Raw genomic sequence first — 22,354 nt, 5'->3', positions numbered from 1 at the left:
TGCGGGACGCTACAAGCGGATCGTGACGGGCACGCCCGCCGCGGCGGAACAGATCTGCGATAGCGCGTCGGGCAGATTCGGGCCGCCTCGGGTATCGTTCCAGTGCTGGCCGTCGTAGCGGTAGTGGAAGCCGCCGCTGCGTGCGGCCACCCACAGTTCCTGCATGGCGGCCTGGCTGTTCACCACCACGTGGGTATTGTCTTCGAACACCATCGTCAGCACATTGCCGCTGCGGCTGGTTTCGACGTCGACGTCGAGCGAAGCCGCCCAGTCATCGGCCTGGCTTTCGATGCTGTTCAGCACCTGGTCGATCAACGCAAGAAATTCGGATTCGGTCATAATCGAGCCTGCAAGAATTACGGAGTTCCCAGTGTTCCAATTGGCATTCAGCCGCATGTCTCTTCGCATTGTAGCCACGCTGTTGGCGACCGGCATGGTTGCGGCCTGTGGCTACAAGGGTCCGTTGTACATGCCCACGCCTGACGGCAAGCCGCCGCCCCCCGGACAGCGACAAACCACGCCCCAGGTGCCGCAGATACCATCCGCGCCCTCCCTGCCATGACCGCCGCGTTCCCGGTTCCGCCCGAACTGGCCGGGCATCCGTACTTCCAGTACCGCAATAACGTGCTGTACGCCGAAGACGTGCCGCTGGACCATCTGGCCGAAAGACTGGGAACGCCGCTCTATGTCTACTCCCGCGCGGCGCTCAAGGCCGCCTGGGAAACCTACCGCAGCGCCGTTGGGCAGCGCCCCGTGCAGGTCTGCTACGGCATGAAGGCCAATTCCAACCTGGCCGTCCTCAAGGAATTCGCCCGTCTCGGCGCGGGCTTCGACATCGTCTCCGGCGGTGAATTGAAACGGGCCCTGGCCGTGGGCGCCGATCCCGCCCGCATCGTCTTTTCCGGCGTTGGCAAGCAGGCCTGGGAAATGCGCGCGGCGCTGGCCGCCGGCGTCATGTGCTTCAACGTCGAATCCGAAGCCGAATTGCAGCGGCTGTCCGACGTTGCCCAGGAAACCGGGCAACGCGCTCGGGTGGCGCTGCGCGTCAACCCGGATGTCGACGCGCAGACCCATCCCTATATTTCCACCGGCCTCAAGGAAAACAAGTTCGGCATCCCCATCGGGGCGGCGCTGGACGCCTACCGCAGCGCCCGCCTGCTGCCTGGTCTCGAGATCACCGGCCTGGACTGCCACATCGGCTCGCAACTGACCGACATCAGTCCCTACTTCGACGCGCTGGAAAAGCTGCTCGACCTGGTCGCCGACCTGGACGGCATCGGCATCCGCCTGTCACACCTGGACCTGGGCGGCGGCCTGGGCATCCGCTACCGCGACGAAGTGCCGCCCTCGCCCAAGGCCCTGCTGGATCATGTGTTTCAGCGCCTGCAGGCGCGGGGCCACGGCCATTTGCGGCTGGTGCTCGAACCCGGCCGGTCGCTGGTCGGCAACGCCGGCGTGCTGCTGACCGCCGTCCAGTACCTGAAGCACGGCGAGGCGCGCAACTTCGCCATCGTCGACGCCGCCATGAACGACCTGATGCGTCCGGCGCTGTACGACGCCTGGCACGGCCTGCGGCCGCTGCGACCGCGCGCGGGCGACACGCTCGAATACGACATCGTCGGCCCGGTCTGCGAAAGCGCCGACTGGCTGGCCCGGCAGCGCGCGCTGGCGCTGGAACAAGGCGACGTGCTGGCGCTGGAATCGGCGGGCGCCTACGGCATGACCATGGCCGGCAACTACAACACCCGCCCACGCGCGGCCGAGGTCATGGTCGACGGCGACCGCTATCACGTGGTGCGCCAGCGCGAAATGCTGGACGACCTGCTGCGCGGCGAGTCGACGCTGCCCTGAACGCGCCCTGGCTTTCCAATGAAAAAGGCCCCGTCGAAGCGGGGCCTTTTGCCGTGCGCCAGATCAGAGCTGGCCGTAGGAATGCAGGCCCGACAGGAACATGTTCACGCCCAGGAAGGCGAAGCCGGTGATCAGCAGGCCCGTCAGCGCCCAATAGGCCGCCATCGTGCCGCGCAGGCCCTTGATCAACCGCATGTGCAGCCAGGCCGCGTAGTTCAGCCAGACGATCAGCGCCCAGGTTTCCTTGGGGTCCCACTGCCAGTAGGCGCCCCAGGCGTCCGCGGCCCACAGCGCGCCCAGGATGGTCGCCACGGTGAAGAAGGCGAAGCCGATGGCGATGGCGCGGTACATGATGTCGTCCAGCACCTCCAGCGGCGGCAGCGCGGCGGCGATGCGGCGCCGGCCCAGCAGGATGGCGCCGACGATCACGGCGCCGATGCCGAAATACAGCATCCAGGTGGCCGACAGGCCGTCGGTGCGGAACACCATCGGCTCGGCGCACAGCAGCACGCCCAGCACGAACAGCGGCGCCAGCTTGAGCCACGACGAGGTCTGGCCGTGCTGCTTGACCAGGTAGGCGAAGCCGACCATCGCCGCCAGCGAGAAGGTGCCGTAGCCGATGAAGTTGGCCGGCACGTGCAGCTTCATCCACCAGCTCTTGAGCGCCGGCACCAGCGGCTGGATCTGCCCGGCATCGCGCGTGAACGAATACCACAGCAGGAACACCACCGCCGAGGTCACCACCAGCAGCACGAAGCCGCCCAGCGCACGCGTGGCGTACTTGCGTTCGTAGTACAGATAGAACAACGCCGTGATCAGCGCGAACAGCACGAACACTTCGTACAGGTTGCTGACCGGGATGTGGCCCAGGTCGGGGCCCATCAGGTGGCCCTCGCGCCAGCGCACCAGCAGGCCGGTGACGCCCGCGAACACCGCGCCCCAGGTCAGGGCCGTGCCCAGCCAGGCCGCGGTCGGGCTGAAGAAACCGATCCAGTAGCAGACCATGGCCAGCGCGAACAACGCGCTCATCCACAGGATGGCCGACTGCGACGAGAACAGGTATTTCAGGAAGAACACCTGTTCGGCCCGCGCCAGATCGTTGCCGTAGAGCATCAGCGCCAGGCCGGCCGCGATCGCACAGGCCACCATCAGGCGGCGCAGGGGCCGCCACAGCCAGCCCATCCAGGCCAGCACCGGCACGGTGCCGCACAGGATGATCTTCTCGTAGTAGTCCATGGCGCCGCTGAAACGCGTCAGCGCGAAACCGGCGCCCGCCGCCAGCAGCAGGAAGAACACGATGTCCGTCCAGTCCGGCCGGCCGCGCTGCGCGCGGCTGTCACCGGTCTCGGACAGGCTGTCCTGCCAGAGGTTGTCGGGCGTGGGGGAATGCGTGGTGGTGGTCGTGGACATAGGAAACCTTAAGACCCTTTCTGGCGCAGCAGCGCCTGCTTGAAGCGATCGAACTCCTGGTTGAAGTCGAGTGTACGCTTCTGCGACGTCATCGCCGCCAGGATGCCGCTGCCGCCTTCCTGCGGCTTGATCCAGATCCAGACGCGACGATCCCGAATATAGAACATCGAAAACACCCCCAGGACCAGCAACAGGCTGCCCAGGTAGACCGTATTCTTGCCCGGCGTGCGGCTGACCTGGAACACGCTGGCCTGCACGTGGTTGAAATCGGCCAGGGAGAAGAAGACCGGCGCCGGATAAACCGTCAGGTCGGACAGGGCCGCCACCGCCAGGCGCGACCAGAGCGCGGCACGCTCGGCCTCGGGGCCTTCTGTGGGCACGGGCGGCAAGCCGGCGCGTTCGCGTTCGACCGCCCGCAGTTCGTTCATGCTGGCGCCGATCAGGCGGATCACCACGTCCGCGGCGCGCTCCAGGTCGGCGGCCGGCGTGTTGGCCTGCAGGAACGCGGCCACGGCCTGCAGGCCGCCGGAGGCATAGGTTTCCAGGGCGCGCTCGGCCGCCGTCTGCAGCGGCTGGCGGTCGGCGCCGCTGGGGCTGTTGCGCTCGGCGAAGCGACGGGCCGCCTCCTGTCGCGCGGCGGGATCGGCCAGCGTCGCGCGCAGCCGCATGAACTCGGCCACGGAACTGTCGTCATCGGCCGGGATGCGCAGATAGCGGAACGGTTCGGAGGCATTGTTGCGCACGCCGGCCAGGAACACGCTGGCGCCATCCAGTTGCACCGGCAGCATGTAGTTCTGGAACTCGTGGGCCTGGCCCGCATCGTCGATCAGCTTGTATTCGACGCTGGGACCCACGTTGCGCAGGTTTTCGTTCTTCTTGCCGGCGGCGCTGCCGGACACGGAGGCCACATGCTCGGCGAAGCTCTGGTTGCCGCCCTTGGGATCGCCGCGGGTCAGGTCCTCGACGTTGATCGGACGCAGCGCCGTGATTTCCACGCCCATGCTGCGCGGGCCACGCGCAGTGTTAGCGCTTACTTCGGAAGTCTTGCCCACGGTGCCGTCAACATTGAACGTGGCGCTGTCGGCGCCCACCAGCGGGTAGCCTTTGAGCACCACCGTGCTGCCGCCATCATCGAAGCTGGACTGGTACACCGTCATGCCCTTGAAGCGCAGCGGCTCGTTCACCTCGATGGTCGAATCGAAACGCTTGCCGGTATCCGGATCGGTCACTTCGACTTCGCTGGCGAAGCGGCTGGGCATGCCGGTCGAGTAGTAATCGACGATGAATTTCTTGAGCTTCAGCGTGAACGGCATCGGCTGCACCAGCGCGCCGTCGCCCACCATCACGACCGCGGTGCTGGCCTGGCCGTTCTCCGGCACCAGCACGCTGGCGCGGAAACTGGGGTTGTTGACCGACAGGCGGCCGCTCTCCGGCACCTCGGAAATCAGCATGTTCTCGACAATGGGTTTCTTGCCGCCAAACATGACCTGCAGGCGCACCGGCAGCTCGCTGTCGAGCAGGCCGCCGATACAGATGATGACCATGGCGGCGTGGGCGAACACGTAACCCAGCCGGTTGGCGCTGCCCTTCTTGGCCGCCAGCAGCACGCCCGTGCTGTCCTGGCGCTCGCGCACCGCATAGCCCATGCGCTTGAGCAGCGCCGTCAGGCCGGCCGCGGTCCGCGGCACGTCGGTGGGCGCCTCGGTCTCGACCCGGTGCGGAAAGGCCCGCAGGCTGCCGCCGCGCACGTGCTCGCGGAACGAACGCGCGTCGCGCAGCATCTTGGGCGCGTTGCGGATCAGGCAGACGGACGTCGAAATGACCAGGAACGCCATGATCAGCAGGAACCACCAGCTGTTGTAGACGTGCCAGATCGAGAACTTGTCGAACACCTCGAACCAGAACGGCCCGAACTGGTCGATGTAGTTGTTGGACGAGCGGTTTTGCTGCAGGACCGTCCCCACCAGGCTCGCCACGCAGATGAACATCAGCAGGCTGACGGCGAAACGCATCGAGCCCAGCAATTCAAACAGATCGCGGGGCAGGCTGCGCAGGGAGGGACGGGAGTGTGTCTGAGTCGAATTCATGAAAAAAGGGGGGCCGCGCGATCGGCTACCCCCCTCGTAGACAGCGCATGACGGAATCAGGTTCCGCCATGCCAGGTTGCGTGAACGCGGACCAGCCGCGCGCGTGCCGGCGTACGGCTACCGCAGGCCAGCCGCGTAGTCCGCCACGGCCTTGATGTCGGCATCCGACATCCGGTCGGCCACGGCGTGCATCACGTCGTTGGCGCGATCGCCGCTGCGGAACAGCTTGAGCTGCTCTTCGATGTACAAGGGGAACTGGCCCGACAGGCGGGGGTACTGGCCCGGAATGCCCGCGCCATTGGCAGAATGGCATGCGGCACAAGCCGGAACATTGCGCTCGGGCAAACCGCCGCGCCAGATCTTTTGACCCAGGTCAACCAACTTCTCCTGGCCGGCCGTGGCGGGTTCTTTCAGCGGCTGCTGCGCCAGGTACAGCGCAATGTTCTGCATGTCGGCCGGCGTCAGGTTCTGCGCCATGGCGGTCATGGGGGTCGGATTGCCGCCGGGGCCATTGCGCACAGGCAGCTTGGCGCCCTGCTTGACCTGGAAGTCGGTCAACTGCTTGACCAGGTATTCGTGGGGTTGCGCGGCCAGGTTGGGATTCACCGGGATGGTGCTGTTACCCGCCGCGCCATGACAGGACGCACAGGCGATGATGCCGCGCGAGGCATCGCCCTGGTCAAACAACTGCCCGCCCTTGGCGGCATCCGGCTTGGCCGGGCCCGCGGCGCCGTCAGCGGCGAAGCTCGTAGTAGAAAAGGCGGAGGCGCCGAGCAACAGCCCGCTCGCAACCAACATCCGGGACAGCACACGCTTCATGAAGACCTCGACGATCACATCGATCAAGGCGCAAAAAGGCGCCCACGCCTGCCCGCACATCTGGAAAACCGTATCGAACCTGATTTGCCCGTTTGCCTGCGCGTCAAAGGCGGCAGTACCTTCGAAGCCGGATGACCGGCGGGTACGAAATGCCCTCAACGGTAAGCAAAAGAGACGGCTCCGCGCACGGGGACCACTGTTGCAAACGCCGGATTATACAATAGGGCTCGAAACCAACTGTAGCCAAAGCCATCCGTGTCCCTCCTACATCGCGCCTCTTTCCTTACGTCGGCCGCTCGCCTCGACCAGTTGCCGCCTCCTGACGCGCCCGAGGTTTGCTTCGTCGGCCGCTCCAACGCCGGCAAGTCCACGGCCATCAACGTGCTGTGCAACCAGCGCCGCCTTGCCTTCTCCAGCAAGACGCCGGGCCGCACGCGCCTGATCAACATGTTCGGCCTGCCCGACCCGTTGAACCCCGAAGGCCACATCGGCTACCTCGTCGACCTGCCCGGCTACGGCTATGCCTCCGTGGCCCGCGACGAAAAGGAAAAATGGGCCGACATCCTGGGCGGCTACCTGCGCGACCGCGAATCGCTGGCCGGCATCGTGCTGCTCATCGACATCCGCCGCGGCGTCACCGAACTGGACCGCCGCCTGGCCAATTTCATCGCCCCCACCGGACGCCCGGTGCTGGCGCTGCTCACCAAAGCCGACAAGCTGCCCTACGGCCAGCGCGTGCGCACCGTGTTCTCGGTGCGCAAAGACCTGGCGGACATCGGCGCCCTGCACACCATCCCCTTCTCGGCGCCGGAGCGCATCGGCCTGGAAGAAGCTGGCGCGCACATAGAAAACTGGATTTCTCCCAAGGTCGTACCATGAACCCGCAGATCATCACCCCCGACTTCCCGGTTTCCCGCCCCCGCCGCCTGCGCCGCGACGACTACACCCGCCGCCTGGTGCGCGAGAACGCCCTCACCGTCAACGACCTGATCTATCCGGTCTTCGTGGCCGAGGGCAGCGGGCTGAAACAGGCCGTGCCGTCGCTGCCGGGCGTGGTGCGCTATTCGCTGGATACGTTGCTGCCGGTGGCCGAGGAATGCGTGGCGCTGGGCATCCCGGTGCTATCGCTGTTTCCCGCCATCGACCCGGCGCTCAAGACGCCCGACGGCATCGAAGCCACCAACCCCGACGGCCTGATCCCGCGCGTGGTGCGCGAACTGAAAAAACAATTCCCCGACCTGGGCGTGCTGTGCGACGTGGCGCTGGACCCGTACACCAGCCACGGCCAGGACGGCGTCATCGATGAAAACGGCTACGTCGTGAACGAGCCCACCGTCGAGATCCTCGTCAAGCAGGCCCTGACACAGGCCGCGGCCGGCGTCGACATGGTCGCCCCCAGCGACATGATGGACGGCCGCATCGGCGCCGTGCGCCGCGCGCTGGAGGCCAACGGCTACATCCACACCCAGATCATGGCCTACTCGGCCAAGTACGCCAGCGCCTTCTACGGCCCGTTCCGCGACGCCGTGGGCTCGGCCACCAACCTGGGCAAGTCCAACAAGATGGCCTACCAGATGGACCCGGGCAACCTGGACGAAGCGCTGCGCGAAGTCGCGGCCGACCTGCAGGAAGGCGCCGACATGGTCATGGTCAAGCCCGGCATGCCGTACCTCGACGTGCTGCGCCGCGTCAAGGACACCTTCCGCGTGCCGACCTTCGCCTACCAGGTGAGCGGTGAATACGCGATGATCAAGGCGGCCTCGGCCAACGGCTGGCTGGACCACGACAAGGTCATGATGGAAGCGCTGCTGGCGTTCAAGCGCGCTGGCGCCGACGGCATCCTGACGTACTTCGCGATCGAAGCGGCGCGGCTGCTCAAGCAGCAGCGCTGATCCCGGCTGGCGGGGCCTGCTCGGCCCTGCCCCGCTCGTCATCCGCGCGCCTCGGCATGAAACGCGCACACGAAACGCGCCCATGCAACGCCAACTACCGGCGGGCCCTTGCGGCCCGCCGCGGTTTCAACGCGACGCCGGCGCGCCGCGGCGCAGGCCCAGCCAGGTGCCACTGAGAATGCAGGCCAGCCCCGCCACGTGCACCAGCGTGACGTGCTCGTCCAGGAACAGCGCGGCGAACAGCAGGCCGAAGATCGGCAGCCAGTTCACGAACAGCGCCGCGCGGCTGATCCCCAGCCTGGCAATGCCCGCGTTCCACAGGATGTTGCTGACGCCCGAGGCGATCACCGCCGAGAACAGCAGCACCAGCCACGGCCACCACGTCATGCTCCAGTTGTCCGCGTCATACGACGAGGGCGTCATGGCCGCATGCGCCATCAGCATCAGGCCGCCGGCCAGGTACATGTACCAGAGCATCGCCAGCGGATCGAGCGTGCGCGAGATGCGCTGGATCACCAGCCCGCCGAACACGAACACCGCCACCGCCAGGAACACGATGGCGTCGCCCCAGCCGGTCAGCCCCAACCGCGCGCCGCTGCCCACCACCACCATCGCCACGCCGGCCAGGCCCAGCAACGCGCCGGCGATCCGCAGCCACGTCAGCCGCTCGCGATAGAACAGGGCCGCCAGCAACGCCGACAGCAAGGGGCTGGTGGCCATCAGCAGCGTGCCATTGGCGGCCGACGAGAACTGCAGCCCGTACACCAGCGCGGTCTGGTGCGCATACACCACCAGGAAGCCCGCCAGCGCCACCCAGGCCAGTTCCACGCGTCCCAGCTTCGGAATGCGGCCGCGCCGCGCCTTGACGATAAGGGTGACGGCGACGAACGCCACGGCGATCCGCAAGGCCGCCAGGGCGCGGATATCCATGTGCTGCGTCAGATACTTGATGGAGACGATGTTCAGGCCCCAGGTGGCCATCACGAACATCAATTGCAGATAGATCAGACCGGTGCGGTCCTGGCTTGCATCGACTGTCGGAGACGTCACGGGCGCCGGCCTGAGGGGTTGGATGCGCCGCCCACGCGGCGCGAACCCTCATGGTAGCGGCCGGCCACCGCTCAACGCAATAGCACGCGGTCCAGTGACTCGGTGAAGCGCTTGGCGTCCTGGAAGCCCACCACGCGCGCGTCCGGCAATTCCTTGCCGCCGGGTTCGAAGAACATGATGCCCGGCGGGCCGAACAGGCGGAAACGCTTGAGCAACGCCCGATCGTCGGCATTGTTGGCGGTCACGTCGGCCTGCACCAGCAGCATGCCGGCCATGCGTTGCGCCACGCCCGGATCGGTGAAGGTGAAGCGCTCCATCTCGCGGCACGATACGCACCAGTCGGCGTAGAAGTCCAGCATCACCGGCTGCGTGCTCGCGGCCAGCAGCGCGTCCAGCTCGGCGTTATTGCGCACGCGCTTGAACTGCACCTCGCCAGCATGCGCGGCGGCGCCCGAGGCCGCCGGGCCGCCGGAGGCAAAATGCGACAGCGGCTGCAGCACGTCGCGGCCGCCGCTGGCCGCGCCAATCAGCCACGCGGCGGCGGCCAGGGCCAGCAGCAGGCCGATGCCCTTGCCGAACATCCGCGCCGAGCCGGCGCCCGCCGGCAACGCGTCGAACGCGCGCAGCATCACCGCGCCGACGATCGCCAGGAGGGCCCAGCCCGTCATCTGCACCCAGGTCGGCACCACCGGAATCAGCATCCACCAAGCCGTCGCCAGCAGCAGCATGCCGAACAGCCGCTTGACGCCATCCATCCACGGCCCGGCCTTGGGCAGCAGCGCGCCCGACGAGGCGCCGACAATCAGCAGCGGCACGCCCATGCCCCACGCCATCGCGAACAGGGCCGCGCCGCCCAGCACCACGTCGCCGGTCTGCGAGATGTACAGCAACGCGCCGGCCAGCGGCGCGGCCACGCACGGCCCGACGATCAGCGCCGACAACGCGCCCATCAGCAACGCGCCGGTGTAACGGCCGCCTGGAATGCGCGACGAGCGCTCGGCCAGCCGCGCCTGGATGCCGGACGGCATCTGGAAGGTGAAGGCATCGAACATCGCCAGCGCCAGCACCGCCAGCAGGATCGCGAACAGGGTCAGGATCCACGGCGTCTGCAGCCACGCGGCCAGGCCCGCGCCGCTCAGGCCGGCGGCCACGCCCAGCGCGGTGTAGACCACCGACATGCCCAGCACGTAGGTTGCCGCCAGCGCCAGGCCTCGGCCGCGCGTCGGGCGTTCCTGACTGGCGCCGCCCAGCACGATCGAGGACAGGATGGGAATCATGGGCAGCACGCAGGGCGTGAACGCCAGCAGCAGGCCCAGCACCAGGAACACGCCGGCCGTCTTGATCCAGCCCAGCCCGCCCAGGGCATCGGCCAGGCCGGTGTCGCCCGCATTCACCAGCGCGCTCAGGCCACCGCCCGAGGCCACTGGCGCGGCCGAGGCGCCGCCGCTGCCCGCCAGCGCGTAGCCGCCCGCCACCGGCGTCAGCTTCACGCTGCTGTCCATCGGCGGATAGCACAGGCCGGCATCGGCGCAGCCCTGGCCGGTCAGCGTCAGCGTGAACGGCTGGCCGCCTGGCGTCACCGGCACGCGGATCAGCACGTCCTGGTGATAGACCTCCATGTCCTTCTCGAAGGTCGGGTCGTATTTGACGTCGCCCTTGGGGTAGACCGGCTCGCCCAGCGTGGCCGCGCCCAGCGGACTGATGCTGATGCCGAAGCGCTCGCGGTACATGTAGTAGCCTGGCGCCACGCGGAAACGCAGCTCGACGGTATCTGGCGTGGCCATCGCCGCGCTGAAGACGAAGGCCTTTTCGGGTTCGAGGAATTCGGCCTCGGCGCGCGCCGGCGCGTTCCAGGCCAGCCACAGCATGGCCATGGCCAGCAGCGCCAGCAACTTGGGGAAAAAGGCACGCATCGGTGCGCCGGTTCGGACCGCGGGTTGCAACATCAGTCTCTCTTGTTCTGCACGATGGCCGTCTGCTGGCGCACCCAGTCGAGATAGGGCGCGGCGCCGCCGATGACCGGCAGCACGATGATTTCGGGCACGTCGTAGGGATGCATCTGCGCCAGGGCCTGGACCACGGCCTTGTGGCGCGCGTAGGTGGTCTTGATGTGGATGGGGATTTCCTCGGCCCCCTCCACCTCGCCTTGCCACTGGTAGATGGACAGGCCCGGCGCCCCAAGGTTCACGCAGGCGGCCAGGCCATCCTCGACCAGCACGTGAGCGATGCGCTTGGCCAGCAACAGGTCCGGCGCATTGCTGATGACCAGCACGACGTCGTCATCGCGCAACATGGAGCCTCCTGGGAATACCCGTGTGGGATGTAACTCGGGGTATTTTATCGGTATCGCCGCCCGCGTCCGCCGACAATCAGACCCGCGGCCACCGCGCACCCATCCCCTCCGAGGCAAGCATGTCCGATAACTGCCTGTTCTGCCGCATCGCCCGCCACGAGATCCCGGCCCACATCATCCACGAAGACGACCGCCTGATGGCCTTCCTGGACATCCAGCCGGTGCGCCCCGGCCACACGCTCATCATTCCCAAGCAGCACTATCCCTACTACGAGGACATGCCCGCCGACCTGGCCGGCCACATCGTCAACCTGGGGCAGAAGCTCGGCCGCCACATGAAGCGGCTATACGGGGTGGACCGCGTCGGCTTCGCCTTCACCGGCATCCACGTCGCGCATACCCATGCGCACGTGATCCCGATGCATCATCCACAGGACGTCACCTCGACCCAGTACATCGAGCAGCAGGACCTGACGTTCCGCATGCCGCCGCAGGCGCCCCAGGAGGCCCTGGCGGCCACCGCCGCGCAATTGCGGGGGGAGCTGTACGCCTCATAACGATCGGCGCGCCTGCGCTGCCTGGACGGCCCGCAAGCGCCGCGCAAAAAACAAGGGCGGGTCCGAAGACCCGCCCTTGTCGCTTATCTAGACACCGAAACTTATTCGGCGCTGTCCTCAGCGGCCTCATCGACTTCCGGACGGTCGACCAGCTCCATGAAAGCCATGGGCGCGTTGTCGCCTTGACGGAAACCCATCTTCAGCACGCGGGTGTAGCCGCCGTTGCGGGCCGCGTAGCGCGGGCCGATTTCGGCGAACAGCTTCACCACGGCATCGCGATCGCGCAGACGGGCAAAAGCCAGACGCTTGTTCGCGAGGGTGGGTTCTTTACCCAGCGTGATCAGGGGTTCGATGACGCGGCGCAGTTCTTTCGCCTTGGGCAGCGTGGTCTTGATGGCTTCGTGGGTGATCAACGAAACGGCCATGTTGCGGAACATGGCAAGACGGTGACTGCTGGTGCGGTTGAGCTTACGCAAGCCATTACCGTGACGCATGATAAGTATCCTTTGAATCTAATGAAGGCGTTTCCGCCATCGGGTTATCCGGCTCTTCTATCGACCTGCAACCAGGCCGCGGTCCGGTGGAAAACGGTGCATTTTACGACGGTTTCGCAAACCGCCCGGCGGTGAAGCCGGGCGCCGCGGGAAACGCCCCTGCGAGAGGGGCGCCACCCTTGCAAGACTTACGGACGCTCCAGGCCCAGCGGGGGCCAGTTTTCGAGCTTCATGCCCAGCGTCAGGCCGCGTGCAGCCAGGACTTCCTTGATCTCGTTGAGCGACTTGCGACCCAGGTTCGGGGTCTTGAGCAGTTCGTTCTCGGTACGCTGGATCAGGTCGCCGATGTAGTAGATGTTTTCGGCCTTCAGGCAGTTGGCCGAACGCACGGTCAGTTCCAGGTCGTCGACCGGACGCAGCAGCACCGGGTCGATCTGCGGCGTGCCGCGGACCGGGGCTTCGTACGAATCGCCGGCGCCTTCCAGGGCGGCGAAGACCGAGATCTGGTCCATCAGGATGCGAGCCGACTGGCGCACCGCTTCCTCGGGCGAGATGACGCCGTTGGTTTCGATGTCCAGGACCAGCTTGTCCAGGTCGGTGCGCTGTTCCACACGGGCGCTTTCAACCGCGTAGCTGACGCGGCGGACCGGGCTGAACGAGGCGTCCAGAACGATGCGGCCGATGGTGTGGGTGCGGTCTTCCGACAGCGCGCGCACGTTGCCCGGCACGTAGCCGCGGCCCTTCTCGACCTTGATCTGCATTTCCAGCTTGCCCGCGTCCGTCAGGTTGCAGATGGCGTGGCCGGGGTTGATGATCTCGACGTCGTGCGGCAGCTCGATGTCGCTGGCCAGCACGGTGCCGGCGCCGGTCTTGCGCAGGACCAGGGTGACTTCGTCACGGTTGTGCAGCTTGAAGACCACGCCCTTCAGGTTCAGCAGGATGTCGACGACATCTTCGCGAACGCCCGGGATGGTCGAGTATTCGTGCACCACGCCCGTCATCTGGACTTCGGTCGGCGCGTAGCCGGTCATCGAAGACAGCAGGATGCGGCGCAGGGCGTTGCCCAGCGTATGGCCGTAGCCGCGCTCGAACGGCTCCATCACGATCTTGGCATGGTGGGTGCCGACCGGTTCGACTTCAATGGAGCGCGGCTTCAGGAAACCTTGAGTGGACATGTACTGTGTTCCTTTTCAATACCCTCGGCTCGTTACACCGATAAGGCTGATGGACAGGTTGAAACGTGAAACGCGGGCAGCGCAAAAAGCCGCCCGATACTTACCGCAAAGCCCGCCCCGCCAAAAGGCGGAAAGCGGGCTGCTGCGAGACTTGCAAACCGGTCGCGAAACCAGCGTGCCAGCACCTTGCGAAGGAGGCGCCGGCAGGCGTGATTAACGCGAGTACAGTTCGACGACCATCGATTCGTTGATGTCGCGAGCGACGTCAGCGCGATCGGGAGCCGACTTGAACGTGCCGGTCAGCTTGGTCGTGTCGACTTCCACCCACTGGGGGATGCCGATGCTGGTGGCCAGGTCGAGCGATTCCTTGATACGGCCTTGCTTCTTGGCCTTTTCGCGGATCGAGATGACGTCGCCAGCCTTGACCAGCATCGAAGCGATGTCGGCGGTGTGGCCGTTCAGTTCGATGGCGCGGTGGCTCACCAGCTGGCGAGCTTCGGCGCGGGTCGAGCCGAAGCCCATGCGGTAGACGACGTTGTCCAGGCGCGATTCCAGCAGCTGGATCAGCGTTTCGCCGGTGTTGCCACGGCGACGCTCGGCTTCAGCGAAGTACTTGCGGAATTGCTTTTCCAGCACGCCGTACATGCGCTTGAGCTTTTGCTTTTCGCGCAGCTGCAGGCCGTAGTCGGAAGTGCGGGCACCCGAAGTGCGGCCGTGTTGGCCAGGCTTGGAATCCAGCTTGCACTTGGAATCCAGCGAGCGGCGGGCGCTCTTCAGGAACAGGTCAGTACCCTCGCGGCGCGAGAGCTTGCATTTGGGTCCAATATAACGTGCCATGTGGATTCCCTTTAGATACGACGACGCTTCGGCGGACGGCAGCCGTTGTGCGGAACGGGCGTGATGTCGGCGATGGACGAGATCTTGATGCCCAGCGCGTTCAGGGCGCGGACCGACGATTCACGGCCGGGGCCGGGGCCCTTGATACGCACTTCCAGCGTCTTGATGCCGTATTCCAGCGCGACACGGCCGGCCGTTTCAGCGGCGACCTGCGCGGCGAACGGGGTCGACTTACGCGAACCCTTGAAGCCAGCACCGCCCGACGTGGCCCACGACAAAGCGTTGCCCTGACGGTCGGTGATGGTGATGATGGTGTTGTTGAACGAAGCGTGAACGTGCGCGATGCCGTCCGAGACGTTCTTCTTGACCTTTTTGCGCACGCGCGAAGCGCCGCTGGTGGAAGCTTTCGCCATAATCCAGTTCCTCGATTATTTCTTCAGGGACGCAGCAGCACGACGCGGGCCCTTGCGGGTGCGGGCGTTGGTGCGAGTGCGCTGGCCGCGCACGGGCAGGCCGCGCTTGTGGCGCATGCCGCGGTAGGTTCCCAGGTCGATCAAACGCTTGATCGAGAGCTGCACTTCACGACGCAGGTCACCTTCGACCGTGAACACACCAACGTGTTCGCGGACGCGTTCCAGTTCAGCGTCGCTCAGATCCTTGACCTTTTTGTCAAACGGGACGTTAGCCGCTTCGCAGATCTTGCGAGCGCGCGTACGACCGATGCCAAAAATGGCGGTCAGGCCGATCTCGGCGTGCTGATGCGGCGGAATGTTAATGCCAGCAATACGGGCCATGACTGTTCCTTGAATAAATCCGTTGCGTAGTCGCTAACCCGAGTTAGCCTTGACGCTGCTTGTGACGCGGGTCGGTGCAGATAACGCGCACCACGCCGTGACGTTTGATAACTTTGCAGTTGCGGCAGATCCGCTTAACCGATGCCATTACTTTCATGGTTGACTCCTAATTTTCCGTAATCCGGTTTCGCTCACTTGGAGCGGAAAACAATCCTGGCTCGCGTCAGATCATAGGGCGTGAGCTCCACTGTGACCTTGTCACCCGGCAGGATCCGGATGTAATGCATACGCATCTTGCCGGAAATATGGCCCAACACCACGTGGCCGTTTTCGAGCTTGACGCGAAATGTCGCGTTCGGGAGGTTCTCAAGAACCTCGCCTTGCATCTGAATGACGTCGTCCTTGGACATCTTTTGCTTACCGCATCGGCAAACCCGCGCCCTTGAAGTTAGCCTTCTTGAGCAACGAGTCGTACTGGTGAGACATCATGTAGGCCTGGACCTGCGCCATGAAATCCATCGTCACCACCACAATAATCAACAGAGACGTACCACCGAAGTAGAAGGGGACGTTCCACCGCATCACCAGGAATTCCGGCAACAGGCACACCAACGTGATGTAGATGGCACCTGCGAGCGTCAGACGCATCAGGATCTTGTCGATGTAGCGGGCCGTCTGTTCGCCCGGACGGATGCCCGGAACAAACGCACCACTCTTCTTCAGGTTGTCCGCCGTTTCGCGGCTGTTGAACACCAGAGCCGTGTAGAAAAAGCAGAAGAAAATAATCGCGACCGAATACAGCGTGATGTAGAGCGGTTGACGAGGCGACAGGGCCGCAGCCAGGTCGCTAAGCCAGCGCATGTTCTCACTGCTGGAGAACCAGCTCGTGATCGTGGCCGGGAACAGGATGATCGACGACGCGAAGATCGGCGGAATCACCCCGGCCATGTTCAGCTTCAGCGGCAGGTGCGAGCTTTGACCACCGTAGACCTTGTTGCCGACCTGACGCTTGGCGTAGTTCACCGTGATCTTGCGCTGTCCGCGTTCCACGAACACCACAAAAGCGGTAACCAGCACCACCAGGGCCACGATGAACAGTGCCGACAGCACGGACATCGCGTTGGTGCGGACCAGGTCCAACAGTGCAGCCAGCGCCGCGGGCAGGCCCGCAACGATACCTGCGAAGATCAGGATGGAAATCCCGTTGCCGAGACCGCGTTCCGTGATCTGCTCACCCAGCCACATGACGAACATGGTGCCGGTGACCAGGGTCACGACGGTCGTGAAGCGAAACAGCATGCCCGGATCGATCACAAGTCCCTGCTGGGACTCAAGCGCAACCGAAATGCCCACTGCCTGCACCAGCGCCAGCACGACCGTGCCGTAGCGGGTGTATTGGGTAATCTTCCGACGGCCGGCCTCGCCCTCTTTCTTGAGCGCTTCCAGCGACGGCACCACCACCGACATCAACTGCATGATGATGGATGCCGAAATGTACGGCATGATCCCCAGGGCAAAAATCGAGAAGCGCGAGAGCGCCCCGCCCGAGAACATGTTGAACAGGCCCAGGATCCCGCCCTGGTTCTGGCGGAACAAGTCCGCCAGCGCGTCCGGGTTGATACCCGGAACGGGGATGTGTGTACCCAAACGGTAAACCACCAGGGCGAGCACCAGGAACACGAGGCGGCGCTTGAGGTCGCCGTACCGCGTTCCGGTTTTACCCAATGCCTGCGCGTTAGCCACTCGTCACCTCGTGATCAAGCAAGCGAGCCGCCCGCGGCTTCGATGGCGGCGCGAGCGCCAGCCGTCGCGGTAATGCCCTTGAGCACGACCTTGCGCGAGAGTTCACCCGACTTGATGACCTTGGCGTAACGAACCGCCTGGCCAATCACGCCAGCCGCCTTCAGCACTTGCACGTCGATTTCGTCGACGGGCACGGCTTGCAGGTCCGACAGACGGACTTCGGCGTACAGGTGCTGACCCAGCGGGGTGAAACCACGCTTGGGCAGGCGACGCTGCAGCGGCATTTGACCGCCTTCGAAGCCAACCTTATGGAAACCGCCCGAACGCGACTTCTGACCCTTGTGACCACGGCCGGCGGTCTTACCCAGACCCGAACCGATGCCACGGCCGACGCGGCGCTTGGCGTGCTTGCTGCCCTCGGCGGGCTTCAGCGTATTAAGTTGCATATCCGACATGGTGATTCCTTAGGCTTCCGAGACGGAAACGAGATAATCCACCTTACGGATCATCCCACGCACCTCGGGCGTATCGACCAGCACGCGGCTGCTGTTGATACGGCCCAAGCCCAGACCGCGAACCGTGTCACGGTGCGATTGCTTGGTACCGATCACGGAGCGCACGAGGGTCACTTTGATCTGCTTCTGAGCCATGATTTACCCCAGGATCTCTTCGACGGTCTTGCCGCGCTTGGCAGCAACATCCGCCGGGGTCAGGGAGGCGCGCAGGCCATTCAACGTGGCGCGAACCATGTTGTAGGGGTTGCTCGAGCCCAGGCTCTTGGCAACCACGTTACGCACACCCATCACTTCGAAAATAGCGCGCATCGGGCCGCCGGCGATGACGCCGGTACCTTCAGCAGCGGGCGAAATCAGCACGGTGGCGGCGCCATGCTTGCCGACCACGGTGTGGTGCAGCGTGCCGTTCTTCAGGGCCACCTTGAACATGCCGCGACGGGCCTGTTCCATAGCCTTCTGAACCGACACCGGCACTTCACGCGCCTTGCCCTTGCCCATGCCGACGCGGCCATCGCCATCGCCAACCACGGTCAGCGCGGCAAAGCTCATGGTGCGACCACCCTTGACCACTTTGCTCACGCGGTTGACCGCGATCATCTTTTCGCGGAGGCCGTCATCGTTCTCTTTTTCCGCGGCGTTCTTGCCTTGTACTTTAGCCATTTGACAGATCCTCGCTTAGAACTTCAGGCCGGCTTCACGCGCGGCATCGGCCAGCGCTTTCACGCGGCCATGGTAACGAAAGCCCGAGCGATCGAAAGCGACCAGTTCGATACCGGCAGCCTTGGCCTTTTCAGCCACGCGCTTGCCAACCAGCGAAGCGGCGGCCTTGTTGCCACCTTGGCCGGTCTGGCCAGCCAACTGGGCGCGCACTTCGGCTTCCACCGTCGAGGCGCTGACCAGAACGCGATCGCCTTCCGGCGAAATGATATTGGCGTAGATGTGCTGGTTCGAGCGGAAAACCGAGAGGCGATGAACGCGCAGCTCGTTGATCTTCCGGCGGGTCGGAACCGCACGACGCAAACGGGAAACTTTTTTGTCCATGATTCGTCCTTGCGTGCGCCGTTATTTCTTCTTGGTTTCTTTGATGACGACGCGTTCGTCCGAGTAACGCACGCCCTTGCCCTTGTAGGGTTCGGGTTCGCGGTACGCGCGGATTTCAGCGGCCACCTGACCGACGACTTGCTTGTTGGAGCCCTTGATGACGATTTCCGTCTGGGTGGGGCATTCGGCCTTGATACCGGCCGGCAACTTGTGCAAAACGTCGTGCGAGAAACCGAGCTGCAGCTTAACGGCGTCGCCTTGAATCGAGGCGCGGTAACCCACGCCAACCAGATTCAGCTTGCGCTCGAATCCCTTGCTCACGCCGTTGACCATGTTGGCCACCAGCGCGCGCACGGTACCCGACATGGCGTTGGCGTGACGGGTTTCGTTGGCGGCGACAAACGTCAGCTTGCCGTTGTCCAACTGAACCGTAACGTCGCCAGTCAGGGCTTGGGTCAGGGAACCCAGCGGGCCCTTGACGGTGATCTGATCCTGCTTGATGTCGGCTTCGACACCCTTGGGCAGGTCGACCGGATACTTAGCGATACGTGACATTCGAATTTCTCCTTAGGCCACGTAGCACAGCACTTCGCCGCCGACGCCGTTGGCGCGAGCCTTACGGTCGGTCATGACGCCGCGCGAGGTCGACACGATAGCCACGCCCAGGCCGTTCATGACCTGAGGAATGCTGGTACGGCCCTTGTAGATACGCAGACCGGGGCGCGAAACGCGTTCGATGCGCTCGATGACCGGACGGCCAGCGTAGTACTTCAGGGTGATCTCGAGCTCAGGCTTGGCCTGGGTGCCCTTGATTTCAAAGCTGTCGATGTAGCCTTCGTCCTTCAGCACGGCGGCAATGGCCGCCTTCAGCTTCGAGGAGGGCATGCTCACCGTAACTTTGTCCACTTGCTGCGCATTGCGAATGCGGGTCAGCATATCGGCGATGGGATCGCTCATGCTCATATTCTTTCTCCTACCAGCTGGCCTTGGTGATGCCGGGGATTTCACCCTTCATCGCCATTTCACGCAGTTTGTGGCGCGTCAGGCCGAACTTGCGGAACACACCGCGCGGACGACCGGTGACCACGCAACGGTTACGTTGACGCGTCGGGTTGGCATTGCGCGGCAGCTGTTGCAGCTTGAGCCGAGCTTGGTAACGTTCTTCGTCGGTCTTCGACTGGTCGTCGATGATCGACTTCAACTCAGCGCGCTTGGCGGCGAACTTGTCAGCCAGCTTGGCGCGCTTGATGTCGCGATTGATGAGGGAAAGTTTAGCCACGTCATCAGCCCCTTAGTTACGGAACGGGAAGCTGAAGGCCGTCAACAGCGCCTTGGCTTCTTCGTCGGTCTTCGCGGTGGTGGTGATGCTGATGTTCAGCCCACGCAGCGCGTCGATCTTGTCGTACTCGATTTCGGGGAAAATGATCTGCTCTTTCACCCCGATGTTGTAGTTGCCACGGCCGTCGAAAGCACGACCCGAGATGCCGCGGAAGTCGCGCACGCGAGGCAGCGCAACCGCCACCAGGCGATCCAGGAATTCGTACATGCGTTGACCACGCAGCGTGACCATGCAACCGATCGGGTAGTTTTCGCGGATCTTGAAACCGGCGATAGCCTTCTTGGTCTTGGTCACGACAGGCTTTTGGCCAGCGATCTTGGTCAGGTCCGAGACAGCGTGCTCGATGACCTTCTTGTCGGCGACGGCTTCCGAGACACCCATGTTCAGGGTGATCTTGGTGATGCGCGGCACTTCCATGGCGCTCTTGTAGCCGAACTTGGCCTGCAGGTCGCCAGCGACCTTGCTCTTGTAGAAATCTTGCAAACGAGACATGTCTATCGCCCCTTACGCCTTGGCGCCGACAAGGGCACCATTGGAACGGAACACGCGAACCTTGCGGCCTTCGACTTCTTGCACGCCGACGCGGTCGCCACGACCGGTGGCGGGGTTGAAGAGCGCCACATTCGAGATGTGGATCGGCATGGTCTTTTCGACGATGCCACCCGGGTTGTTGGCCATCGGGTTGGCTTTCACGTGCTTCTTGACGACGTTGACGCCTTCGACCAGGACGTGGTCGGCATCGACGCGCGCCAGCACGGTACCGCGACGCTTCTTGTCGCGGCCGGTCAGGACGATGACTTCGTCGCCTTTACGAATGTTGTTCATCGTAGGGCTCCTTACAGCACTTCCGGGGCCAGCGACACGATCTTCATGAACTTCTCGGTACGCAGTTCACGCGTAACGGGTCCGAAGATGCGGGTGCCGATGGGCTCCAGCTTGGCATTGAGCAACACGGCGGCATTGCCACCGAAACGAATCAGCGAACCGTCCTTACGGCGCACGCCCTTGGCGGTACGAACCACCACGGCATTGTAAATTTCGCCTTTCTTGACGCGTCCGCGCGGAGCCGCATCTTTGACGCTCACCTTGATGATGTCGCCGATACCGGCATAACGGCGCTTGGAGCCACCGAGCACCTTAATGCACATGACATGACGCGCACCAGTGTTATCGGCCACGTCCAGCGTGGTCTGCATTTGGATCATGATTTTTCCTGTTCCAACTTAACTGGAAATACGGTTTTCCCCAAAAAAGGGAACACTGCAATTCCTGCCAGTTTTGGTCCCGTCAGGTCAGCCGCCCTGCTTTGTTGCTGGCTGGTCTTGAGCTTTCGCCCTGAAACCATCAGCTGGTGGCAACGCAACGACCCTGGGTTGAAATCCTGCGGGTATTCCCCCAACACGTTGGCCCGGCTAGTTCCAGGCCAATCGACAATCTGGGAAAGCTGACCATTCTAGCCTGGTTAGATTTTGAGCGCAAGGCCTTTGTTGAGATAGTGAGCAAATACGCGACAGCGCCTGTGGACAACCGTCGCGTTTCCCCCCGGTCAGGGGCCGAATTAATCCGCCCCCGTTTTATCCCGGTAGTAATTGCGTTCCCAGGCGTCGTGGTTCGCCTTGCCGCGCCGGATCTCGTCGGTGAACGGCGCCGCCATCAACACCAGCCGGTTCAGCCAGCGGATCGGCGCCCGGCAGGGACGTTCGAAGTCGACGAACAACACCGCGCGGGTGCCGTCCGTGTCATTGTGCACCTGGTGCGGATAGAGGTCGTCGAACACCACGGCCTCGCCTTCCTTCCAGTGGTAGCGCTCGCCGCCCACCTCGATCCAACAGCGTTCGGCCGGCTGCGGCACCAGCAGCCCCAGGTGCAGGCGCAGGACGCCGTTGTAGGGGCCGGTGTGCAGCGGAATGCGCTTGCCCGGCTCGAGGATGGAATAGAACGCGGTGCGCAGGCCGGGAATCTCGCGCAGCGCCTGGGCGGTGGCCGGACAGCGCGCCAGGTTGCGGTCCGAGCGCAGGCCGTAGCCCATGAAGACGAAGGTCTTCCACTGGTCGTCGGAGGTAATCATGCCGACATCCGGGGACAGTTCATGGAAGGACGGCAACTGCTCGCGCTCGGCCAGCAGGGCCATCAGCTCGGCGCGGATCGCGGGCGCCTGCGCCTCGAGGCGGGCGATCCAGGGGAACTGGCGGTTCTGGAAGATCGGGTGGTCCCCCACCAGGGAGGCTCGCGCGATGCGGTGGCGCAACCAGTCGATGAAACGGAAGAAGACGCGGGAATAGACACTGGGCTGGCTGGGCGGACGCGTATCGGCAGGTTGCACAATAGGTATCTATATAGACTTCCAAAGATGCATCATTTTGTCCATGGCGCACCCGGGGCGCAAGTGCCGGCCATTGGCTCCTAGCCGGCGACGGAGATTGGCCCTCCCCGCGGCGGACAAGCTGGTTTAGACTG

General features: G+C 64.3%; 31 protein-coding genes. 5 read left to right on the top strand and 26 right to left on the bottom strand.

Annotated features, from left to right (window positions below):
* Window positions 1–9: 9 nt before the first annotated feature.
* Window positions 10–339 (bottom strand): iron donor protein CyaY, encoded by a 330-nt coding sequence (gene cyaY / locus SB816_RS02270; protein WP_049077214.1) that lies wholly within the window; start codon window positions 337–339, stop codon window positions 10–12.
* On the opposite strand from cyaY, the gene lptM reads away from it, so the two are divergent.
* Window positions 290–562, top strand: coding sequence for an LPS translocon maturation chaperone LptM (gene lptM, locus SB816_RS02265; RefSeq protein WP_367648733.1), 273 nt, complete (start codon window positions 290–292; stop codon window positions 560–562). The genes cyaY and lptM overlap by 50 nt on opposite strands.
* Window positions 559–1,851, top strand: coding sequence for a diaminopimelate decarboxylase (lysA, locus tag SB816_RS02260; RefSeq protein WP_410546461.1), 1,293 nt, complete (start codon window positions 559–561; stop codon window positions 1,849–1,851). The genes lptM and lysA overlap by 4 nt, the downstream gene beginning before the upstream one ends.
* 63 nt (window positions 1,852–1,914) lie before the next feature.
* On the opposite strand, the gene ccsB is transcribed toward lysA, so the two are convergent.
* From ccsB to SB816_RS02245, 3 genes are all read right to left on the bottom strand, one after another.
* Window positions 1,915–3,261, bottom strand: coding sequence for a c-type cytochrome biogenesis protein CcsB (ccsB, locus tag SB816_RS02255; RefSeq protein WP_006392019.1), 1,347 nt, complete (start codon window positions 3,259–3,261; stop codon window positions 1,915–1,917).
* Between the two features lie 8 nt (window positions 3,262–3,269).
* Window positions 3,270–5,348, bottom strand: coding sequence for a cytochrome c biogenesis protein ResB (locus SB816_RS02250; RefSeq protein WP_054500248.1), 2,079 nt, complete (start codon window positions 5,346–5,348; stop codon window positions 3,270–3,272).
* 117 nt (window positions 5,349–5,465) lie between these two features.
* Window positions 5,466–6,167: a c-type cytochrome gene (locus tag SB816_RS02245; protein WP_100503279.1), complete on the bottom strand. Its 702-nt coding sequence runs from the start codon at window positions 6,165–6,167 to the stop codon at window positions 5,466–5,468.
* Window positions 6,168–6,422: 255 nt separating this feature from the next.
* Here SB816_RS02245 and yihA point away from each other — a divergent pair, with 255 nt between their 5' ends.
* Window positions 6,423–7,046 carry a ribosome biogenesis GTP-binding protein YihA/YsxC gene (yihA, locus tag SB816_RS02240; RefSeq protein WP_049077223.1) on the top strand — a complete coding sequence of 208 codons (624 nt, stop codon included), beginning with the start codon at window positions 6,423–6,425 and terminating at the stop codon, window positions 7,044–7,046.
* Window positions 7,043–8,059, top strand: coding sequence for a porphobilinogen synthase (hemB, locus tag SB816_RS02235; protein WP_049077224.1), 1,017 nt, complete (start codon window positions 7,043–7,045; stop codon window positions 8,057–8,059). Before yihA ends, hemB begins: the two co-directional genes overlap by 4 nt.
* A 126-nt stretch (window positions 8,060–8,185) precedes the next feature.
* On the opposite strand, the gene SB816_RS02230 is transcribed toward hemB, so the two are convergent.
* The 3 genes from SB816_RS02230 to cutA form a co-directional block, all read right to left on the bottom strand.
* The gene (locus SB816_RS02230; RefSeq protein ID WP_054419633.1) at window positions 8,186–9,049 is read right to left on the bottom strand and encodes a DMT family transporter; all 864 of its coding nucleotides are present in this window, start codon (window positions 9,047–9,049) and stop codon (window positions 8,186–8,188) included.
* A gap of 131 nt (window positions 9,050–9,180) precedes the next feature.
* Entirely contained in the window at window positions 9,181–11,022 is a 1,842-nt protein-coding gene (gene dsbD, locus SB816_RS02225) for a protein-disulfide reductase DsbD (RefSeq protein WP_410546460.1), read from the bottom strand.
* Window positions 11,023–11,054: 32 nt separating this feature from the next.
* Window positions 11,055–11,402, bottom strand: a complete 348-nt coding sequence (gene cutA, locus SB816_RS02220; protein ID WP_054500245.1) for a divalent-cation tolerance protein CutA — start codon at window positions 11,400–11,402, stop codon at window positions 11,055–11,057.
* A 119-nt stretch (window positions 11,403–11,521) separates the two neighbouring features.
* Here cutA and SB816_RS02215 point away from each other — a divergent pair, with 119 nt between their 5' ends.
* Window positions 11,522–11,959, top strand: a complete 438-nt coding sequence (locus tag SB816_RS02215) for an HIT family protein (RefSeq protein WP_049077232.1) — start codon at window positions 11,522–11,524, stop codon at window positions 11,957–11,959.
* Between the two features lie 101 nt (window positions 11,960–12,060).
* Here SB816_RS02215 and rplQ read toward each other — a convergent pair whose 3' ends face one another.
* The 19 genes from rplQ to SB816_RS02120 form a co-directional block, all read right to left on the bottom strand.
* Complete coding sequence (gene rplQ / locus SB816_RS02210) at window positions 12,061–12,453, bottom strand: 50S ribosomal protein L17 (protein ID WP_006389635.1); 393 nt, start codon at window positions 12,451–12,453, stop codon at window positions 12,061–12,063.
* Between the two features lie 188 nt (window positions 12,454–12,641).
* On the bottom strand, window positions 12,642–13,628 hold the full coding sequence (locus SB816_RS02205) for a DNA-directed RNA polymerase subunit alpha (protein ID WP_006216514.1): 987 nt from the start codon (window positions 13,626–13,628) through the stop codon (window positions 12,642–12,644).
* 213 nt (window positions 13,629–13,841) lie between these two features.
* On the bottom strand, window positions 13,842–14,465 hold the full coding sequence (rpsD, locus tag SB816_RS02200; protein WP_006389633.1) for a 30S ribosomal protein S4: 624 nt from the start codon (window positions 14,463–14,465) through the stop codon (window positions 13,842–13,844).
* A gap of 11 nt (window positions 14,466–14,476) precedes the next feature.
* Window positions 14,477–14,878: a 30S ribosomal protein S11 gene (rpsK, locus tag SB816_RS02195; protein WP_006216516.1), complete on the bottom strand. Its 402-nt coding sequence runs from the start codon at window positions 14,876–14,878 to the stop codon at window positions 14,477–14,479.
* A 15-nt stretch (window positions 14,879–14,893) separates the two neighbouring features.
* On the bottom strand, window positions 14,894–15,259 hold the full coding sequence (gene rpsM / locus SB816_RS02190) for a 30S ribosomal protein S13 (RefSeq protein WP_006389632.1): 366 nt from the start codon (window positions 15,257–15,259) through the stop codon (window positions 14,894–14,896).
* Window positions 15,260–15,302: 43 nt separating this feature from the next.
* On the bottom strand, window positions 15,303–15,416 hold the full coding sequence (gene rpmJ / locus SB816_RS02185) for a 50S ribosomal protein L36 (RefSeq protein ID WP_003806928.1): 114 nt from the start codon (window positions 15,414–15,416) through the stop codon (window positions 15,303–15,305).
* 34 nt (window positions 15,417–15,450) lie between these two features.
* Window positions 15,451–15,669 (bottom strand): translation initiation factor IF-1, encoded by a 219-nt coding sequence (gene infA, locus SB816_RS02180; protein WP_003806927.1) that lies wholly within the window; start codon window positions 15,667–15,669, stop codon window positions 15,451–15,453.
* A 7-nt stretch (window positions 15,670–15,676) separates the two neighbouring features.
* Window positions 15,677–17,002, bottom strand: a complete 1,326-nt coding sequence (secY, locus tag SB816_RS02175) for a preprotein translocase subunit SecY (RefSeq protein ID WP_006389630.1) — start codon at window positions 17,000–17,002, stop codon at window positions 15,677–15,679.
* 14 nt (window positions 17,003–17,016) lie between these two features.
* Window positions 17,017–17,457 (bottom strand): 50S ribosomal protein L15, encoded by a 441-nt coding sequence (rplO, locus tag SB816_RS02170; protein ID WP_020925824.1) that lies wholly within the window; start codon window positions 17,455–17,457, stop codon window positions 17,017–17,019.
* 9 nt (window positions 17,458–17,466) lie between these two features.
* On the bottom strand, window positions 17,467–17,652 hold the full coding sequence (gene rpmD / locus SB816_RS02165; RefSeq protein WP_006216520.1) for a 50S ribosomal protein L30: 186 nt from the start codon (window positions 17,650–17,652) through the stop codon (window positions 17,467–17,469).
* Between the two features lie 3 nt (window positions 17,653–17,655).
* Window positions 17,656–18,177, bottom strand: a complete 522-nt coding sequence (rpsE, locus tag SB816_RS02160) for a 30S ribosomal protein S5 (RefSeq protein WP_006389628.1) — start codon at window positions 18,175–18,177, stop codon at window positions 17,656–17,658.
* Between the two features lie 15 nt (window positions 18,178–18,192).
* A complete protein-coding gene (gene rplR / locus SB816_RS02155; RefSeq protein WP_006389627.1) occupies window positions 18,193–18,558 on the bottom strand; it encodes a 50S ribosomal protein L18 in 366 nt (121 codons plus the stop codon).
* A 21-nt stretch (window positions 18,559–18,579) separates the two neighbouring features.
* The gene (gene rplF, locus SB816_RS02150) at window positions 18,580–19,113 is read right to left on the bottom strand and encodes a 50S ribosomal protein L6 (RefSeq protein WP_049077235.1); all 534 of its coding nucleotides are present in this window, start codon (window positions 19,111–19,113) and stop codon (window positions 18,580–18,582) included.
* 12 nt (window positions 19,114–19,125) lie between these two features.
* The gene (gene rpsH / locus SB816_RS02145) at window positions 19,126–19,521 is read right to left on the bottom strand and encodes a 30S ribosomal protein S8 (protein WP_006216525.1); all 396 of its coding nucleotides are present in this window, start codon (window positions 19,519–19,521) and stop codon (window positions 19,126–19,128) included.
* 10 nt (window positions 19,522–19,531) lie between these two features.
* A complete protein-coding gene (gene rpsN / locus SB816_RS02140; protein WP_006227037.1) occupies window positions 19,532–19,837 on the bottom strand; it encodes a 30S ribosomal protein S14 in 306 nt (101 codons plus the stop codon).
* 12 nt (window positions 19,838–19,849) lie between these two features.
* Entirely contained in the window at window positions 19,850–20,389 is a 540-nt protein-coding gene (gene rplE, locus SB816_RS02135) for a 50S ribosomal protein L5 (protein ID WP_006389624.1), read from the bottom strand.
* A gap of 12 nt (window positions 20,390–20,401) precedes the next feature.
* Entirely contained in the window at window positions 20,402–20,722 is a 321-nt protein-coding gene (rplX, locus tag SB816_RS02130; protein ID WP_410546459.1) for a 50S ribosomal protein L24, read from the bottom strand.
* A gap of 11 nt (window positions 20,723–20,733) precedes the next feature.
* Complete coding sequence (gene rplN, locus SB816_RS02125) at window positions 20,734–21,102, bottom strand: 50S ribosomal protein L14 (protein ID WP_006216531.1); 369 nt, start codon at window positions 21,100–21,102, stop codon at window positions 20,734–20,736.
* 353 nt (window positions 21,103–21,455) lie between these two features.
* Window positions 21,456–22,220, bottom strand: coding sequence for an aspartyl/asparaginyl beta-hydroxylase domain-containing protein (locus SB816_RS02120; RefSeq protein WP_054500244.1), 765 nt, complete (start codon window positions 22,218–22,220; stop codon window positions 21,456–21,458).
* Window positions 22,221–22,354: the final 134 nt, after the last annotated feature.

Origin of the sequence: Achromobacter sp. SIMBA_011 (genome assembly GCF_046535435.1) — a bacterium.
GTDB lineage: Bacteria > Pseudomonadota > Gammaproteobacteria > Burkholderiales > Burkholderiaceae_B > Achromobacter > Achromobacter dolens.
The sequence above is the reverse complement of the archived record's forward strand: the minus strand, read 5'-3'. Positions and strand labels throughout refer to the sequence as shown.

What these genes read in the sequence shown, in the direction of transcription:
- lptM (WP_367648733.1), top strand. Translation starts at nt 290, where the DNA reads ATGCTGTTCAGCACCTGGTCGATCAACGCAAGAAATTCGGATTCGGTC.
- cyaY (WP_049077214.1), bottom strand. Translation starts at nt 339, where the DNA reads ATGACCGAATCCGAATTTCTTGCGTTGATCGACCAGGTGCTGAACAGC.
- lysA (WP_410546461.1), top strand. Translation starts at nt 559, where the DNA reads ATGACCGCCGCGTTCCCGGTTCCGCCCGAACTGGCCGGGCATCCGTAC.
- ccsB (WP_006392019.1), bottom strand. Translation starts at nt 3,261, where the DNA reads ATGTCCACGACCACCACCACGCATTCCCCCACGCCCGACAACCTCTGG.
- SB816_RS02250 (WP_054500248.1), bottom strand. Translation starts at nt 5,348, where the DNA reads ATGAATTCGACTCAGACACACTCCCGTCCCTCCCTGCGCAGCCTGCCC.
- SB816_RS02245 (WP_100503279.1), bottom strand. Translation starts at nt 6,167, where the DNA reads ATGAAGCGTGTGCTGTCCCGGATGTTGGTTGCGAGCGGGCTGTTGCTC.
- hemB (WP_049077224.1), top strand. Translation starts at nt 7,043, where the DNA reads ATGAACCCGCAGATCATCACCCCCGACTTCCCGGTTTCCCGCCCCCGC.
- SB816_RS02230 (WP_054419633.1), bottom strand. Translation starts at nt 9,049, where the DNA reads ATGTTCGTGATGGCCACCTGGGGCCTGAACATCGTCTCCATCAAGTAT.
- dsbD (WP_410546460.1), bottom strand. Translation starts at nt 11,022, where the DNA reads ATGCGTGCCTTTTTCCCCAAGTTGCTGGCGCTGCTGGCCATGGCCATG.
- cutA (WP_054500245.1), bottom strand. Translation starts at nt 11,402, where the DNA reads ATGTTGCGCGATGACGACGTCGTGCTGGTCATCAGCAATGCGCCGGAC.
- SB816_RS02215 (WP_049077232.1), top strand. Translation starts at nt 11,522, where the DNA reads ATGTCCGATAACTGCCTGTTCTGCCGCATCGCCCGCCACGAGATCCCG.
- rplQ (WP_006389635.1), bottom strand. Translation starts at nt 12,453, where the DNA reads ATGCGTCACGGTAATGGCTTGCGTAAGCTCAACCGCACCAGCAGTCAC.
- SB816_RS02205 (WP_006216514.1), bottom strand. Translation starts at nt 13,628, where the DNA reads ATGTCCACTCAAGGTTTCCTGAAGCCGCGCTCCATTGAAGTCGAACCG.
- rpsD (WP_006389633.1), bottom strand. Translation starts at nt 14,465, where the DNA reads ATGGCACGTTATATTGGACCCAAATGCAAGCTCTCGCGCCGCGAGGGT.
- rpsK (WP_006216516.1), bottom strand. Translation starts at nt 14,878, where the DNA reads ATGGCGAAAGCTTCCACCAGCGGCGCTTCGCGCGTGCGCAAAAAGGTC.
- rpsM (WP_006389632.1), bottom strand. Translation starts at nt 15,259, where the DNA reads ATGGCCCGTATTGCTGGCATTAACATTCCGCCGCATCAGCACGCCGAG.
- rpmJ (WP_003806928.1), bottom strand. Translation starts at nt 15,416, where the DNA reads ATGAAAGTAATGGCATCGGTTAAGCGGATCTGCCGCAACTGCAAAGTT.
- infA (WP_003806927.1), bottom strand. Translation starts at nt 15,669, where the DNA reads ATGTCCAAGGACGACGTCATTCAGATGCAAGGCGAGGTTCTTGAGAAC.
- rplO (WP_020925824.1), bottom strand. Translation starts at nt 17,457, where the DNA reads ATGTCGGATATGCAACTTAATACGCTGAAGCCCGCCGAGGGCAGCAAG.
- rpmD (WP_006216520.1), bottom strand. Translation starts at nt 17,652, where the DNA reads ATGGCTCAGAAGCAGATCAAAGTGACCCTCGTGCGCTCCGTGATCGGT.
- rpsE (WP_006389628.1), bottom strand. Translation starts at nt 18,177, where the DNA reads ATGGCTAAAGTACAAGGCAAGAACGCCGCGGAAAAAGAGAACGATGAC.
- rplR (WP_006389627.1), bottom strand. Translation starts at nt 18,558, where the DNA reads ATGGACAAAAAAGTTTCCCGTTTGCGTCGTGCGGTTCCGACCCGCCGG.
- rplF (WP_049077235.1), bottom strand. Translation starts at nt 19,113, where the DNA reads ATGTCACGTATCGCTAAGTATCCGGTCGACCTGCCCAAGGGTGTCGAA.
- rpsH (WP_006216525.1), bottom strand. Translation starts at nt 19,521, where the DNA reads ATGAGCATGAGCGATCCCATCGCCGATATGCTGACCCGCATTCGCAAT.
- rplE (WP_006389624.1), bottom strand. Translation starts at nt 20,389, where the DNA reads ATGTCTCGTTTGCAAGATTTCTACAAGAGCAAGGTCGCTGGCGACCTG.
- rplX (WP_410546459.1), bottom strand. Translation starts at nt 20,722, where the DNA reads ATGAACAACATTCGTAAAGGCGACGAAGTCATCGTCCTGACCGGCCGC.
- rplN (WP_006216531.1), bottom strand. Translation starts at nt 21,102, where the DNA reads ATGATCCAAATGCAGACCACGCTGGACGTGGCCGATAACACTGGTGCG.